Origin of the sequence: Curtobacterium sp. WHRI 8282, from assembly GCF_040223925.2 — a bacterium.
In the GTDB taxonomy this organism is placed as follows: Bacteria; Actinomycetota; Actinomycetes; order Actinomycetales; family Microbacteriaceae; genus Curtobacterium; species Curtobacterium flaccumfaciens.
In genome coordinates, this window is sequence record NZ_JBEHCD020000002.1 from 224,981 (window position 1) to 239,200 (window position 14,220).

Annotated in this window: 16 protein-coding genes; 5 read left to right on the forward strand and 11 right to left on the reverse strand. The window is 72.0% G+C overall.

Features of this window, described 5'->3' with window-relative positions; genetic code table 11:
• Window positions 1-6: 6 nt before the first annotated feature.
• The 3 genes from ABRP24_RS07425 to ABRP24_RS07435 all read right to left on the reverse strand — a co-directional run bounded on the left by ABRP24_RS07425 (window position 7) and on the right by ABRP24_RS07435 (window position 2,424).
• Window positions 7-462: a GNAT family N-acetyltransferase gene (locus ABRP24_RS07425; protein ID WP_111100045.1), complete on the reverse strand. Its 456-nt coding sequence runs from the start codon at window positions 460-462 to the stop codon at window positions 7-9.
• Window positions 463-523: 61 nt separating this feature from the next.
• On the reverse strand, window positions 524-1,501 hold the full coding sequence (locus tag ABRP24_RS07430) for an SDR family NAD(P)-dependent oxidoreductase (protein ID WP_349846974.1): 978 nt from the start codon (window positions 1,499-1,501) through the stop codon (window positions 524-526).
• Window positions 1,498-2,424, reverse strand: a complete 927-nt coding sequence (locus tag ABRP24_RS07435; RefSeq protein WP_349846972.1) for a chlorophyllase — start codon at window positions 2,422-2,424, stop codon at window positions 1,498-1,500. The genes ABRP24_RS07430 and ABRP24_RS07435 overlap by 4 nt, the downstream gene beginning before the upstream one ends.
• A 154-nt stretch (window positions 2,425-2,578) precedes the next feature.
• Between ABRP24_RS07435 and ABRP24_RS07440 the strand changes: the two genes are divergently transcribed.
• The gene (locus tag ABRP24_RS07440; protein ID WP_111056882.1) at window positions 2,579-3,181 is read left to right on the forward strand and encodes a TetR/AcrR family transcriptional regulator; all 603 of its coding nucleotides are present in this window, start codon (window positions 2,579-2,581) and stop codon (window positions 3,179-3,181) included.
• 120 nt (window positions 3,182-3,301) lie between these two features.
• Here the strand turns inward: ABRP24_RS07440 and ABRP24_RS07445 are convergent, their stop codons facing one another.
• The 4 genes from ABRP24_RS07445 to ABRP24_RS07460 form a co-directional block, all read right to left on the reverse strand.
• The gene (locus ABRP24_RS07445) at window positions 3,302-3,493 is read right to left on the reverse strand and encodes a hypothetical protein (protein ID WP_349846970.1); all 192 of its coding nucleotides are present in this window, start codon (window positions 3,491-3,493) and stop codon (window positions 3,302-3,304) included.
• On the reverse strand, window positions 3,490-4,512 hold the full coding sequence (locus ABRP24_RS07450) for a hypothetical protein (protein WP_349846967.1): 1,023 nt from the start codon (window positions 4,510-4,512) through the stop codon (window positions 3,490-3,492). The genes ABRP24_RS07445 and ABRP24_RS07450 overlap by 4 nt, the downstream gene beginning before the upstream one ends.
• The gene (locus ABRP24_RS07455) at window positions 4,512-5,639 is read right to left on the reverse strand and encodes an NAD(P)/FAD-dependent oxidoreductase (protein ID WP_349846965.1); all 1,128 of its coding nucleotides are present in this window, start codon (window positions 5,637-5,639) and stop codon (window positions 4,512-4,514) included. The genes ABRP24_RS07450 and ABRP24_RS07455 overlap by 1 nt, the downstream gene beginning before the upstream one ends.
• 107 nt (window positions 5,640-5,746) lie before the next feature.
• The gene (locus ABRP24_RS07460) at window positions 5,747-6,079 is read right to left on the reverse strand and encodes a hypothetical protein (protein ID WP_027465100.1); all 333 of its coding nucleotides are present in this window, start codon (window positions 6,077-6,079) and stop codon (window positions 5,747-5,749) included.
• A gap of 65 nt (window positions 6,080-6,144) precedes the next feature.
• Between ABRP24_RS07460 and ABRP24_RS07465 the strand changes: the two genes are divergently transcribed.
• The 3 genes from ABRP24_RS07465 to ABRP24_RS07475 all read left to right on the forward strand — a co-directional run bounded on the left by ABRP24_RS07465 (window position 6,145) and on the right by ABRP24_RS07475 (window position 8,273).
• On the forward strand, window positions 6,145-7,113 hold the full coding sequence (locus ABRP24_RS07465) for a serine hydrolase domain-containing protein (RefSeq protein ID WP_349846962.1): 969 nt from the start codon (window positions 6,145-6,147) through the stop codon (window positions 7,111-7,113).
• A gap of 57 nt (window positions 7,114-7,170) precedes the next feature.
• Complete coding sequence (gene mtnN, locus ABRP24_RS07470; RefSeq protein WP_083404427.1) at window positions 7,171-7,878, forward strand: 5'-methylthioadenosine/S-adenosylhomocysteine nucleosidase; 708 nt, start codon at window positions 7,171-7,173, stop codon at window positions 7,876-7,878.
• Window positions 7,879-8,117: 239 nt separating this feature from the next.
• A complete protein-coding gene (locus tag ABRP24_RS07475; protein WP_155896774.1) occupies window positions 8,118-8,273 on the forward strand; it encodes a hypothetical protein in 156 nt (51 codons plus the stop codon).
• Between the two features lie 54 nt (window positions 8,274-8,327).
• On the opposite strand, the gene ABRP24_RS07480 is transcribed toward ABRP24_RS07475, so the two are convergent.
• Together ABRP24_RS07480 and ABRP24_RS07485 are read right to left on the reverse strand one after the other, a co-directional pair.
• Window positions 8,328-10,751, reverse strand: a complete 2,424-nt coding sequence (locus ABRP24_RS07480; protein WP_349846959.1) for an excinuclease ABC subunit UvrA — start codon at window positions 10,749-10,751, stop codon at window positions 8,328-8,330.
• Window positions 10,752-10,874: 123 nt separating this feature from the next.
• Window positions 10,875-11,558 carry a hypothetical protein gene (locus ABRP24_RS07485; RefSeq protein WP_110865654.1) on the reverse strand — a complete coding sequence of 228 codons (684 nt, stop codon included), beginning with the start codon at window positions 11,556-11,558 and terminating at the stop codon, window positions 10,875-10,877.
• 277 nt (window positions 11,559-11,835) lie between these two features.
• On the opposite strand from ABRP24_RS07485, the gene ABRP24_RS07490 reads away from it, so the two are divergent.
• On the forward strand, window positions 11,836-12,231 hold the full coding sequence (locus ABRP24_RS07490; protein WP_051596478.1) for a hypothetical protein: 396 nt from the start codon (window positions 11,836-11,838) through the stop codon (window positions 12,229-12,231).
• A gap of 71 nt (window positions 12,232-12,302) precedes the next feature.
• Here the strand turns inward: ABRP24_RS07490 and ABRP24_RS07495 are convergent, their stop codons facing one another.
• Together ABRP24_RS07495 and ABRP24_RS07500 are read right to left on the reverse strand one after the other, a co-directional pair.
• Entirely contained in the window at window positions 12,303-13,700 is a 1,398-nt protein-coding gene (locus tag ABRP24_RS07495; RefSeq protein ID WP_349849815.1) for an FAD-linked oxidase C-terminal domain-containing protein, read from the reverse strand.
• Between the two features lie 61 nt (window positions 13,701-13,761).
• Complete coding sequence (locus ABRP24_RS07500) at window positions 13,762-14,196, reverse strand: VOC family protein (protein ID WP_027464428.1); 435 nt, start codon at window positions 14,194-14,196, stop codon at window positions 13,762-13,764.
• Window positions 14,197-14,220: the final 24 nt, after the last annotated feature.

The window sequence follows — 14,220 nt, forward strand, 5'->3', positions numbered from 1 at the left end:
CACCGATCAGACGAGCTGCTGCTCCATGCACACGCTCGTCGGGTCGTCGACGTACGGGCCGAACCGGGGGATGTCCGCGTACCCGGCCTTCCGGTACAGCGCGATCGCCGCGGCCTGCGGCAGACCGGTCTCGAGCCGGACGGTCCCGATACCGACCGCGCGGGCCCGGTCGTGCAGGGCGTCGAGCAACCGCGTCCCCACGCCGAGCCCACGCGCGGCGTCGCTCACGAACATGCGCTTGACCTCGCCGGTGCCGTCGCCGGCGTCGACGAGCGCCACCGTGCCGAGGGCGGTGCCGTCCTCGCGCGCCACCAGGAACGTGACGTCGGGCTGGTCCAGGTCGTCGACGTCGAGGGCGTGGTAGTTCTCGGCCGGGTAGAGGCTCAGTCCGTAGTCGTCGCCCTGCTGCAGCAGGTGCAGGACGTCGTCCTGTCGGGGGCTCTCGATCCGCACGGTCAGCACCGTCACACAGTAGCGAGGACCACGAGAACAGTGGGCAGACGAGGCCCCCGGCCGACGGCGATCAGACCAGGAGTCCCTCGCTGACCTCCCACAGGCGCCGGGCATCGTCGGCGTCGACCATCGCCGAGTTCGCGTCGGACGGGATGCGGTCCGCTGTGAGGGGCAGGACCCGGTCGTCGATCACGGCGACGTCGCTGTCCTTGAGGTAGACCCCGCCGACGCCGTCGAGCAGCGGGCTCGCGGCACCGAACACGAGCGTCGCTGCGCCCTGCTCGACGGTCTTCTTGCCGACCTCGGGGTCGATGACGGTCACCCCGTGGTCGTCGACCAGTCCCTGCTCGCGGTACGAGGCGATCCGGGAAACGTCGTGCGGGCCGGGTCCGATGATGACACCCGGGTGCGCGGCGAAGGCTCGGATGCCCTGGTCGGCGTACCGCCGGTCGAGCTCCACCGTGAACAGGACGTTCGCCCGCTTCGACTGCCCGTACGCGGTGACCGGGTCGTACCCGTGCGCGAACGTCAGGTCGTCCCACCGGATCTGCCCGAACCGCGCCGCACCGGAGGTGACGGTCAGGACCCGCGCACCCCGGGCCTCCAGGAGGGCGGGGAGGAGCGCCCGCGTGAGCTGGAAGTGCCCGAGGTGCGTCGTCGAGAACGCCAGTTCGTTGCCGCGGCCGTCGAGCCGGCGGTCCGGGGTGAAGAGCATCGCGGCACTGTTCACGAGCATGTGCAGCGGGCGGCCGGAGGCCGACCAGCGCGCGGCGAAGGCATCGACCGACGACGGGTCGGTGAGGTCGAGGGCCTCGACGTGGATGCCCGGGATGTCGGCGACGGCTGCGGATGCCCGGTCGACGTCACGGGAGGCGACGGTGACGTCGGCGCCGGCCGCCGCGAGGGCGCGGCTGGTCTCGCGGCCGAGCCGGCTGTGTCCGCCGGTCACGACGACGTTCCGGCCGGTCAGGTCGACGCCGTCCAGGACGTCGGCGGCGGTGGACGCGGCGGTGAAGCCGCTGGGCAGGGGGTGCTGGTCGGTGTTCACGAGTGGTGCTCCTTCGATTCGATGTGGCCGACGGTGGCAGCAGGGCCGACGGCGTCGGCGATCGCCGACCACGCGTCGGGGTCGAGGCCGAGCTCGGTCCGGAGGAACGCCGTCGTGGTGTGGCGGACGAGGTCCACACGCTCGGGGCTCTCGTCCGTGGTGGCGGTCGACTCGTAGTCCTGGATCCCGCCGAGCAGGTGCTCGCCGCCGTGGACGGTCACCAGGTGCCGCGCGCCGGGGCTCAGGTGGTAGACGTCGGTGAACCAGTCCGGACCTCGCGTCGAGAGCTGGGACTGATCGTGGTCGCCGGCGACGACCAGTGACGGGGTGTGCAGCTGGCTGAAGTCGGGGCTCATGAACGCGAAGTGCTCCTGCGCGAACGGCGCGAGGTCGCCGCGCGCGATCCCGGTGGTGGACAGCAGGACCCCGGCGCGCACGCGGTGGTCGGTGCGGTCCTCGCCCGGCCGCCCGTCGGCGTCCAGGACGCGGGCCCCGAGCAGCATGCCCACGGACTGTCCGCCCCACGAGTGTCCGACCGCGGCGAGGCGCGCGGTGTCGACACGCCCGCTCAGGCCGGGGACCGCGTCGATGATCTGGTCGAGGTCGTCGAGTACCCGCTCGAGGTCGTCGACGCGCGTCTGCCAGAGGGTCGGGTAGCGCGGGTCCTCGAGCGTCAGACCGTAGGCCTTCGCGTCGAGGAAGGTCGGTTGGACGACGACGAAGCCGTTCGCGGTCCAGTGGTCGACCAGGGGGTCGCCGCCGGTCATGGACTGGCCGAAGCCGTGGGCGAAGACGATGACGGGCAGGTCCGTGCCGGTCGTCGGTGCGGTGATCCGGACCTCGAGGTCCTGACCGCGCGAGGGTGCGGGAAGCGTGACGGGGCGCACGCTGATGACCTGCGGTCGAGGTGCTGTGGGTGCCATGTGGGCCTTTCCGGGATGCGGTGTCGCCCGTGGTCGGAGCGATCGTCGTCCGAAACGGAGCGACGTTCCGGAACGATACGGAACAACGATCCGGATTGCAAGAAGAAGCGGAGCATTGTTCCGCATCGCGTCGGTGTCGTGCGATGATCGACGCATGAGCAGCCCGTCGACCGACCCCGTGCCGCGTCGCCGTCGCGACGTCGAGCGCAACGAGCGCACGATCCTCGACGCCGCTGCCGCGGTCTTCACGGCCTCGGGCGTCGGCGCACCGGTGCGCGAGGTCGCCACCGCCGCCGGTGTCGGGGTGGGCACGCTCTACCGGCACTTCCCGACCCGTTCGGACCTGGTCGTCGCCGTCTACCGGCACCAGATCGAGGCCCTGGTCGACGCCGGGCCGGCGCTGCTCGACTCCGAGCCGACACCGTTCGCCGCCCTGCTGCGCTGGGTGCACCAGTTCGTCGACTTCCTCGGCACCAAGCACGGCCTGGCGCGTGTCTGGGAGGGCGACGCCGACGGCTTCACGGCGCTGCACACGCTGTTCGTCGACGAGCTGGTGCCCGTGCTCGGCCGGCTGCTCGACGCCGCGCGGGCCTCCGGCGAGGTGGCTGCACCGACCCCGCCGTACCAGCTGCTCCGGGCCGTGGGCGACCTGGTGGCGTGGAGTCCCCAGGACCCCGACTACGACGTCCGGACGATCGTGACCCTCCTGGTCACCGGGCTGCGACAGGCGCAGCCGACGGTGACCGACAGCGCGTAGCCGGCCACGTGCACTGGTCGCGACCTGCACCGGACTGGAGGCGCGGTGCGGGCTGTCACGGGCCTCCCGTCCGGCGTCGCGACCGTCTCGGGCCGCACCAGCGCCGTCGGAGCGCCCCGTTCAGACCGCGTCCGGCTCCGCCGGGCAGCCATCTGTGTCCTCGTGTTCCGGCAGCACGTCGACGTCGGTGACCGTGCACCCGAGCGGCACCTGGCCGAGCGCCAGCAGGAGCGCCGTCCGCCGGTCGTCGTGCTCGGTCTCGATCACCCGCCGCTCGGTGGGCACGACGACGAGTCGGACCCGATGCGTCACGGGTGCCCCCACGCTGCGGTGCCGCGCAGGCGTCGCTCGGCGTGCTGACCACGTCGCCGACGCAGCAGCAGGTGGCGGACCGCGAGCAGGTGCGGGAACTCGACGAGCATGCCGACGACGATCGCCGTGGTGACCAGCGCCTGGTGGGGAAGTGCGGCACTCGTCAGCCCGATCATCAGGGGCGCGTTGCGGGCCGCCGTCGTCATCGCGAGCAGCGCCGACCGCGGGTACGACAGGGCGGCGAGGCGTGACGCCCACTCGGCTGCGATGAACATGACGGCGAAGAAGACCACCGCGCACCCCAGCACGGCGACGAACACCGGCAGGTTCGCCAGCAGCAGCGCGATGTGCGAGGCGAAGAGCCCGGCGACCATCGCGCCCACGATCCAGGGAACCGCGCGGCCGGGCAGGGTGGCGGCGCGGGCTCGAGCGCCGTCCGGCAGCAGTGAGATCCCGAGGCGGACAACCACGGCGATCCCGGCGGGCAGGACGAACCACTGCAGCAGGGTGCCGACGGTCCCCACGGCATCAATGCCGGCGTTGCCGCCCAGGACCGTGATCCACACCGGGAACAGCAGCAGCTGGGTGACCATGTTGATCGGCAGCAGGGTCGCCCCGACAGCGGTGTCCCCGTCGCTCAGGCGGGTGAACGCCAGGAACCAATCGGTGCAGGGTGCCAGGAAGTACAGCATCACGCCGAGTTGGACGGCGGGGTGCCCGGGCAGGGCCACGCGGGTGAGCAGGAACGCGACGAGCGGGGCGAGCAGGAAGTTCATGCTCCAGGCGATGCCGATGACCTTCCACGCGCCCGTCGTCCGTGGGAGGCGGCGCAGCGGGACGTCGACGAACAGGGCGACGACCAGGGTGATCACCAACGGGTCCACCACGGAGCCCATGGCGTCGCCGCTCGCGGGGGAGGCCCCGCCGATCACCGACCCGACCAGGATGGCGCCGCCGACGATCGCGGGGGTGGCCCAGAGCCGTGCACCGGCGGGGTGGGCGGGCCGCTGTGCGGGCATCAGCACGCGCATTCGACACCGCAGCAGCTCAGGTCGTCGGTGAGCATCCCGGCGTCGTCCCACTCCTGCAGGGCGCCGCAGTCGCGCCCGGCTCGTTCGCCGATGACGCGGGCGACGTGGGCGAACCGCTGCCGGAACTTGTACACGAAGCAGAACTGCAGCCCACCGTGCCGGAGCGCCGTGCCTGCCAGGAACAGCCCGGGCGTGGTGGTCGACTCGTCGTCCTCGGTGAGCAGCGGCCAGCCGTCAGCGCGGGTGTCGAACAGGCTCGCGGCCGGCCCGAGCCCCGGGCCGTACCCGGTGGCGAGGATCGGTGGCACGTCCGACACCAAGGCGGTCCGTCCGGCGACGCCGACGGTGAACCCCTCTCTGGACCGTTTGATGCCGGTGACCTGTCCGTCGTCGACCAGGGCGAGGCGTCCGCTGGCCCGCGCGGCCGCGAGCCGCTGACGGGTCCGCGGGGCGAGGCGGAACGACGGGTCGGACCCGCTGCCGGCGTCCCAGGGGTGGGACGGGTCGACGACCGTCACCGTCGCCCCCTGCTCGACGTGGTGGCACGCCAGGTCGATGCCGGACTCGAAGCCACCCACGACCACCACGTGTCCGGACTGCGCCACCCAGGCTGCCTCGGCGGACGCGTGCACCCCGAGCGAGGTGCCCGCGCAACGGGGCAGGATCGGGTCGGAGAACTCGCCGCCGGCCCAGACCACGTTGCGGGTGATGACGGGGCCGCGGCTCGTGGTCACGCGGAAGCCGTCGTCGTCCGGCTCGATGCGCTCGACCTCGGTGTCGAGCAGGGTCGGCAGGTGGAAGGCCGCGACGACGCCGCGCAGGTACCGGGCGTACTCCGGCCCCGAGGGGTAGTCGGTCCCCAGGCTGTAGGCGGGTGAGGTGTGCGGGTGGACCGCGTTGAGGTCGGTGGCCCCGAACCCGTTCCCGGTGAAGGACGGCGTCAGGAACCGCTGGTGCTCGGGCCACCGCCGGAACGTGTCCCCGACGACGCCGCGTTCGACGACGCCGAACAGCAGGCCGTCGACGGCGTGGAGTGCCAGGCCGGTGCCGACGCCGGCCGGTCCGGCTCCGACCACGAGGGCGTCGAGGGTCTCAGTGGGGTGTGGTGCTGGCATGGGGTCGGTCTTCCCAGCAGCTGCGGCTGCGTCGATGGAACGGCCACCGTCGTGTGGCCGCTGAGCCCCATCTTAGTGAGAAGCGTTATCAACAAGCTACCGCAGCATCAGCCCACCGGGGTCGAGTACAGGACCGCCAGGGTCGCCACCAGTCCGACGACCACGATGCCGAGGTCGAGCACGGCCAGGGTGACGAGTCGGGCCCGCTGCGGCCGGACGGCCGTCCGCACCACGACCATCGCCACGAACAACACGACGACGAGCACCAGCGCCGGCCATCCGATCGCCGGCGCTCGGATCGCCATGAGCACCATCACCGCGGCGACGATGACGGCCGTGACGGCTCCCCACACGAGCCAGTTCGAGCCCGAAGCCGTCCGGAGTGCGGGCTGGTCGCCGACGCGGGTGGGATCGGGGCGGCGGGGCTGTTCGTCGGACACGAACCGGACGGTACGCGGCGGCCCCTGCCCGTCCCCGCAGCCGCCCGGCCACGAGAAGATGGGGTGTGCACACCGCCGCGACCATCCTCGACGCCGTCGTCCGGCACATCGACGCGACGGGGTTCGCCGCACACGGCATCCACGTGCGCACGCGGACTTCGGCTCCGGGCACCAACGGCACCGTGGACGACGTTGCCGAGCACCACTGGACCCCCGACGTCCGGCGCGAGGTCCACTCCGCCGCCAAGGGCGTCTGCGTCCTGGCCGCCGGCATCGCCGCCGACGACGGCCTGGTCGACCTCGACGAACCGATCGCGACGTACCTGGCCGGCGCCGGCCTCGGGGCGGAGACCGGCCTCGCGCTCGGCGACGGCGTCGACCGGGTCACCCTCCGCCACCTGCTCACGATGACCAGCGGGATCGACATGCCCTGGTCGCCGACCGAGCTGACGGACTGGCCGGACCTGGCGGCCGAGTTCCTGCGGCGCCCGTCCCGCGGCCGGGTGTTCCAGTACGCGAACGCCAGCACCTACACCGCGATGCGCGTGCTCGAGACCCGGGTCGGCGACGTCGGCGCGTTCGTCACCGAACGGCTGTTCGCGCCGCTCGGCCTCCGGGACGTCGAATGGCAGCGCTGCCCGAACGGGTTCGTCGCCGCGGGCGAGGGGCTGTCGCTCAGCACCGAGGAACTCGCCCGCGTCGGGCACCTGATCCGCGACCGCGGGGTCGTCGACGGACAGCGGATCGTCAGCGCGCGGTGGTGCGACGCGATGCACACCGACTGGGTGGAGCGCGAGGGCACCGGCCCCGGGTACGAGCGGTACGCGCTGGCGGGGTGGGGTGGTCCCGGCCGACTCTGGCGCCTGCACGGTGCGTACGGGCAGATGCTGCTGTTCGACGAGACCGAGGCGAGCAATGACACCGGCACCGTCGTCACCATCACCGCCGACGACCACTTCGGCGCCGACGCGCTCGCCGCCTTCGTCGCCGACGAGCTGGCCCGGCAGGACCCCCGCCAGGACCCCCGCCGGTAGCGACCGCGACGACCCGACCTGCACGTCCGCGCGCGCCCGGCGTGGGAGGATCGATCAGTGCAGCAGCAACCCGTCGCGATCATCATCGCGGCCATGAGCGAAGAGGTCTCGGCCTTCGCCGACCTCTTCGGCGGCGTCCCCGTCCTCGACGGCCCCGTCGGTGGCCACGACCCGCACCAGCTGCTCGACATCGGCGGCGCCACGGTCGTCGTGCGCCGCAGCGGCATCGGATTCACGAACGCCACGGCAGCGGTCGCCCACGGCTTCCACGACTTCGGCCCGGGCATCCCGGTCATCAGCGTCGGGACCGCCGGCGGGCTCATGCACGGTGTCGCCATCGGTGACGTCGTGGTCGGCGACCGGTACGTCAACCTCAACGCCGACGCCACCGCGTTCGGCTACGCCCTGGGCCAGGTCCCCGGCATGCCGACCGGATACGCGCCGGATGCCCGGCTCGTCGAGCTCGCGATGGGCGCCGACATCGCGTGGCCGCTGCGATCGGCGACGATCGGCTCGAGCGAGGTCTTCGTGACCGAGGGCCGTGCCCGCGCACTCCGGGTCGCGTTCCCCGACGTGGCCGCGGTCGACATGGAGTCGGCCGCCATCGCGCAGTTCGCCCACGTGCACGACATGCCGTTCGTGTCGGTCCGGTGCATCAGCGACCTCTGCGCGCCGGACGGCGCCGAGTTCCGCGAGCACCTGGACGACGCCGCGGCACGCGCAGCGCGCGTGGTCCACGACCTGGTGCTCGGCCTGCGTTCCTGAGTCCGCACCGGTGCACCGGCCCGGAGGCGTGACTCGCCGCCGCCGGTCTGCCGGCGGTGATCCGGGCCTCCAGTCCATCCCGCCTGGTCGCGTCCGTGCCTGCGTTCCGCGGCCATCAGGCGGCCGGAATTGCGTTCCACGGACGTTCCGGGACGGATCGCGAACTCGGCTCCGAGGCCCTCGTTAGCCTCCATTCGGGGGGCCAAGGAACCACGGCCAATCACACAGGGAGATCAGCCATGAGCGCCTACACGAGCGACGAGAACGTCGAACCTGCACGCATCACCACCTTCAAGCGCGTCCGCAAGCAGTGGCGTCGGACGGGTGAGGTCGGCTACACGCACAGTGGCAGCGACTTCTTCCGCGACGACGCCCCGGAAGCGGTCCAGCGGTAACCAGCGGCAGCCACGAAGTGCCCGCCAGGAGCGATCCTGGCGGGCACTCCTGCGTCAGCGACCGAGCTGGTCCCGCAGGTAGGGCGCGGTCCGGCTGGTGGTCGACGCGGCGACCTCGGCGGGCGTGCCGGAGGCGACGACCCGGCCGCCGTCGTCGCCGCCCGACGGGCCCATGTCGATGACGTGGTCGGCGCTCGCGACGACGTCCATGGCGTGCTCCACCACGACGACCGTGTTGCCCGCCTCGGTCAGGCGGGCGAGCTGGGCGGTGAGCAGCTCGACGTCGGCCGGGTGCAGGCCGGTGGTGGGCTCGTCGAGCAGGTACAGGGTGTGGCCGGTCCGCGCACGCTGCAGTTCCGTGGCGAGCTTGATGCGCTGCGCTTCGCCGCCGGAGAGCTCCGGAGCGGGCTGGCCGAGCCGCAGGTAGCCGAGGCCGACCTCGCGGAGGGTCTCGAGTCCGCGCCCGGCTGCGGGCAGGGACGCCAGGAACGGCGCCGCTTCGTCGACGGTCATGCCGAGGACGTCGGCGATGGACGCTCCGTTCCACCGGACCTCGAGCGTCTCGGCGGTGTAGCGGGAGCCGTGGCACTCGGGGCACGGTGCCCAGCTGCCCGGCAGGAAGAGGAGTTCGACGGACACCGACCCCTCGCCCTGGCAGACCTCGCACCGGCCGCCGGCGACGTTGAACGAGAACCGTCCGGCGGTCCAGCCCCGGGCCTTCGCCTCGTCGGTCTGGGCGAAGGCGGCCCGGACCGCGTCGAACAGGCCGGTGTAGGTGGCGAGGTTCGAGCGGGGCGTCCGGCCGATCGGCTTCTGGTCGACCTGCACGACGCGGTCGATGAGCGGGTGCGACGTCGCGACGCCGGGCAGCACGCCACCGACGAGCGACGACTTGCCGGAGCCGCTGACCCCGGTGACCGCGGTGAGCACACCGAGCGGCAGGTCGACGTCGAGCCCCCGCAGGTTGTGCAGGGTGAGGTCGCGGAGTTCGAGGGTGCCGATCGGGGACCGGACGGCGCGGTCGGCGGTCGGCTGCCGGGGCTCCAGGAAGCGCCGGGTGACCGAGGCCTCGACCTCGGCCAGGCCGGCGACCGGGCCGCTGTACAGGACGGTGCCGCCGCCGGTGCCCGCGCGGGGGCCGACATCGACGATCCAGTCGGCTCGCCGCACGATGCTCATGTCGTGCTCGACGACGAAGACGCTGTTGCCGCCGGCGCGCAGGTCGTCGAGGACGTCGACGAGAGACTCCGCATCGGCGGGGTGCAGCCCGGCGCTCGGTTCGTCGAGCACGTAGACGACACCGAACAGACCGGAGCGCAGCTGCGTCGCGATCCGCAGCCGCTGACTCTCACCGGGGGAGAGCGTCGGGGTGGCGCGGTCGAGCGCGAGGTAGCCGAGGCCCAGCCCGACCAGGACCTCGACGCGGGTGAGCAGGTCGCGGGAGATCGCCACGGCGACCTCGGTGTGCTCGCCGGACGATGCTCGCGACGTCGCCGCTGCCGCGTCGGTGATCGCCGCGATCGGGCGCAGGACGTCGGCCAGGCCGGTCAACGGCAGGGCGTTCAGCTCGGCGATCGAGTGGCCGCCGATCGTGACGGCGAGGGCGGCTCGGGTCAGGCCGGTTCCGCCGCACAGCCCGCACGGGCCGGACTCGACGAACTGCAGCACCTTCTTGCGCTGGGTTTCGCTCTGCGAGTCGGCGAGGGTGTGCAGCACGAACTGGCGGGCACTCCAGAACCGGCCCTTGTAGGGCTTGGCCACACGGTCGCGCTTCGGCTGCACCTGGACGACGGGTTGTTCTTCGGTGAAGAGCAGCCAGTCGCGGTCCTTGCGCGACAGCTCGCGCCACGGGCGGTCGATGTCGTAGCCGAGCACGGCGGTGACGTCGCGCAGGTTCTTGCCCTGCCACGCACCGGGCCAGGCGGTGATCGCGCCGTCGCGGATGCTCAGCGACGGATCGTGCACGGCCGATGCCTCGGTGACCTCGTGCGCGGTCCCGATGCCGTGGCACCGGGGGCAGGCGCCGGCGACGGTGTTCGGCGAGAAGGAGTCCGACTCGAGCCGGTCGGCGCCGGACGGGTAGGTGCCGGCACGCGAGTAGAGCATGCGCATCGAGTTCGACAGCGTGGTCATGGTGCCGACGGTGGAGCGGGAGCTCGGGGCGCCGCGGCGCTGCTGCAGGGCGACGGCGGGCGGCAGTCCGGTGATCGAGTCGACGTGCGGGGTGGACCCCTGCGCGATCAGCCGCCGCGCGTACGGGGCGACGGACTCGAGGAACCGCCGCTGGGCCTCGGCGAAGACGGTGCCGAAGGCGAGCGAGGACTTGCCCGAACCGGAGACGCCGGTGAACGCGACGATCCGGTCGCGGGGGATGTCCACGTCGACGTCGCGCAGGTTGTTCTCGCGGGCGCCTCGGACGCGGATGAAGTCGTCCGGCCCGGGTCGGTCGTCGGTGGGGGTCGAGCGAGGAGCGGGCATTCGCTCGATCGTAGGCTCGGCCACTGGGAGAAGCAGTACCGGTGCGGAACCGCGAACGACGAAGAGCCGCTCCGCCCTGATCGGCGGAGCGACTCTTCGTGTCGAGCGGTGTTGCGGCAGGTGTTACTTGATCTGGGCGGTGATGGTGGCGGTGCCGACGAGGAGGCCACGCTTGACGGCGTCGGTGCCGAAGGTCTTGTTCAGGAGGCCGGCGGCGTCTTCGGAGATGTGGACGGTGGTGCCGGTGAGGATGGCGTTGTCGCCCTCGAGCTGGAGGGGCTTGAGGGAGCCGCCGTGCAGCTCGAACAGGAACGCGTTGGCCGCGGCGACCTTGCCGTTGACGAGGACGTCGCCGTAGAGCTTGGACGAGCCCGGGTTCACGACGAAGTTCTCCAGCGTGACGGTGGTGTCGCCGGCCTTCAGGGTCAGACCCGAGTCGTCGTGGTTCAGCAGGCCCTGCACGTAGGGGCGGTAGTTGCCGTCGGGGGACCAGTAGGTGACCGACCCGGCGGTGATCGGGAACGACACCGACCCGTCGGCGAGGGTCGCATCGCCGGAGACGCCGGGGGTGAGCTTCAGGGCGGTGAGGGCGTCGGTGAAGCCGGAGTCGAGCTTCACGGCGGTGGAGCCACCGAGGACCTCGGGGACCGAGGCGACGGGTGCGGGGATCTTCGACTCGGACGAGGAGGACACCGTGTGCACGTTCGGGGTCGCGGCCTGGGCGGAGGAGATCCCGAACGCGGCACCGCCGAGGACGAGGGCGCCGGTCGTGGCGAGGGTGATGGAGGTCTTGAGGCTCTTACGCATCGTGATCAGTCCTTTGCTGTTGTCGCGCTCGGCGCGGCTGCTGTGTGCGCGCCGAACACACCCTTGGTGGGGTGGAGAACCAGCGATGTGCGGCTGGTGAGCGCTCCGGGTGTTTCCCGGTCGTTGCAGGTGATTCGGCACCCTGCGGCGAAGGGTTTGGACGGATCTGCCGTCGTTACCGCTCTGTGACCTTCGGGCTCATCCGGACAGCGGTCACGCCCGCAAGTACGTTCTCTGAGAGGCCGCTGAACGTGGTCCATCGAGAAAGGCATTCCCCATGGCATCGACGTCCAGTCGTCCCACCTCCGTCACCGTGTCGTTCGTCATCTGGCTGGTGGTGGTCCTGGCGAACATCCTGCAGGGCATCATCGGTCTGGTCTCGGGTGGCAGCTCCTCCGCCGCACAGGACGTCGGCACCGCCCCGCTCGTCGGCGGCGCGATCTTCGCGTTCATCCTGGCCGTGATCGAGCTCATCATCGTCTTCAAGATGCGCGACGGCCGCAACTGGGCCCGCATCGTGCTGACGGTCCTCGCGGTCCTGCAGCTCATCGGTGTCGGCGTCGGCGCGGCCTCGGGTGGCAACGCCTTCGGCTGGATCGGTGGCGTCGCGGTGCTCATCGCGACGATCCTGATGTACGTCGGTGGCGCGAACGGGTACTTCCGTCGCCACTGAGCACGCGTGCGTGCGGATGCGCTCCTGCGTGACGCACACCGGTCGCTGAACGCGATCACCTGACGGACGGGTCAGAACGCCTTGCCCGGGTTCAGGGTCCCCGCCGGGTCGAGCGCGTCCTTGACGGAGCGGTGCATCGCGAGCACGCGGTGGCCGAGCTCGACCCGCAGGCCCGGCAGCTTCAGCAGCCCGACGCCGTGCTCACCGGTCACGGTCCCGCCGAGCGCCAGGCAGTCCGCCACGATCTGGTCGAACGCGGTCTTCGCGCGGGCCTTCGCGGCGTCGTCGCCCTCGGGCGCGATGATCAGCGGGTGCAGGTTGCCGTCGCCAGCGTGCGCGATGTTGGCGATCGTGACGTCCTGTGCGTCCGCGGTCACCTGGATCCGCCGGAGCATCTCGGGCACCGCGCTCCGCGGCACGCAGATGTCCTCGGTCAGCACCGGGCCGAGCCGTTCGAGCGCCGGGTAGGCGAGTCGGCGGGCCTGGAACAGCCGGTCGATGTCTCCGGGGTCGGTGGCCCGCTCGACGTCCGTCCCACCGGCCTCGGCGAACACGTCCGCGACGTGGTCGGCGATCTCGTCACCGGCCGCACCGCGCTCGTCGACCCGGGCGAGCAGCAGGGTGTCGACGTCCGCCGGCAGCCCGAGGTGCATCCAGTCGTCGACGGCCCGCAGGCAGGTGCGGTCGACGATCTCGAGTGCCGCGGGGACGATCCCCGCGCGCGAGATCGCGGCCACGGCGTCGCCCGCTGCGGTCAGCGAGGGGAAGTACCCGATCACCGCCCGTTCGTCACGGCCGGCCAGGGGGAGCAGCTTCACGGTGACCGACACGACGATGCCGAGCGTGCCCTCGGAACCGACCAGCAGCCCGGTGAGGTCGTACCCGGCGACGCCCTTCGCCGTCCGGCGGCCGAGCTCCACGACCGACCCGTCGGCCAGCACGACGGTCATGCCGAGCACGTAGTCGCGGGTGACCCCGTACTTGACGCAGCAGATGCCGCCGGCGTTCGTCGCGACGTTGCCGCCGATCGTCGAGATCGCCGAGCTCGCAGGGTCCGGCGGGTACCAGAGGCCGTGCTCGGCGACCGCGGCGCGGAGTGCGTCGTTGATGACGCCGGGTTCGGCGACCGCGTAGCGCTCGTCGGTGTTCACCTCGAGCACCCGGTTCATCCGCTCGAGCGACACGACGATCGAGTCGGCCATCGCGTTCGCGCCGCCGGACAGGCCGGTGCCGGCACCGCGGGGGACAACCCGGAGGCCGGCGGCGGCTGCCCAGCGGACGGCGGTGACGACGTCGTCGGTGCTGCGTGCCAGGACCACGGCGAGCGGTGCCGTGGAGTCGGCCCACTCGGCGTCGTCGTGGCGGTAGCGCTCGAGCGACTCCGGGTCGCGGAGCACCTGGTCGGACCCCAGCAGGTGTTCGAGGGCGGTGGCGTCGGCTGCGGTGGCGGATGCGGCGGTGACGGTCATGCGGGGTGGGGGTCCTTCCGGGGCGCGGCGGTGCGGTTCGGAAGCATCGACGATACGCCGGTCAGTCCAGGCAGAACTCGTTGCCCTCGACGTCCTGCATGACGATGCACGACTCGTTCACCTGGTCCGCCGTCATCCGACGGACCTGGGTGGCGCCGAGCCCGACCAGTCGGGCGCTCTCGGCGTCGAGGGCCGCGAGCCGTTCGGCACCGGTCATCCCGGTGCCGACCCGGACGTCCAGGTGCACGCGGTTCTTCACCGTCTTGCCCTCGGGGACGCGCTGGAAGAACAGGCGGGGACCGGCACCGGTCGGGTCGACGCACGCGAAGGCCGATCCCTGGTGCTCCGGCGGCAGCGACCGGTCGAACGCGTCCCAGTCGGCGAACCCCGGTGGGGGCGGTGGCACCACGTACCCGAGGACCTCGCACCAGAACCGGGCGACACGCTCCGGCTCGGCGCAGTCGAACGTCACCTGGACCTGTCGCACCGTTGCCATGCGGTCACGGTACGCGCGGGTGCC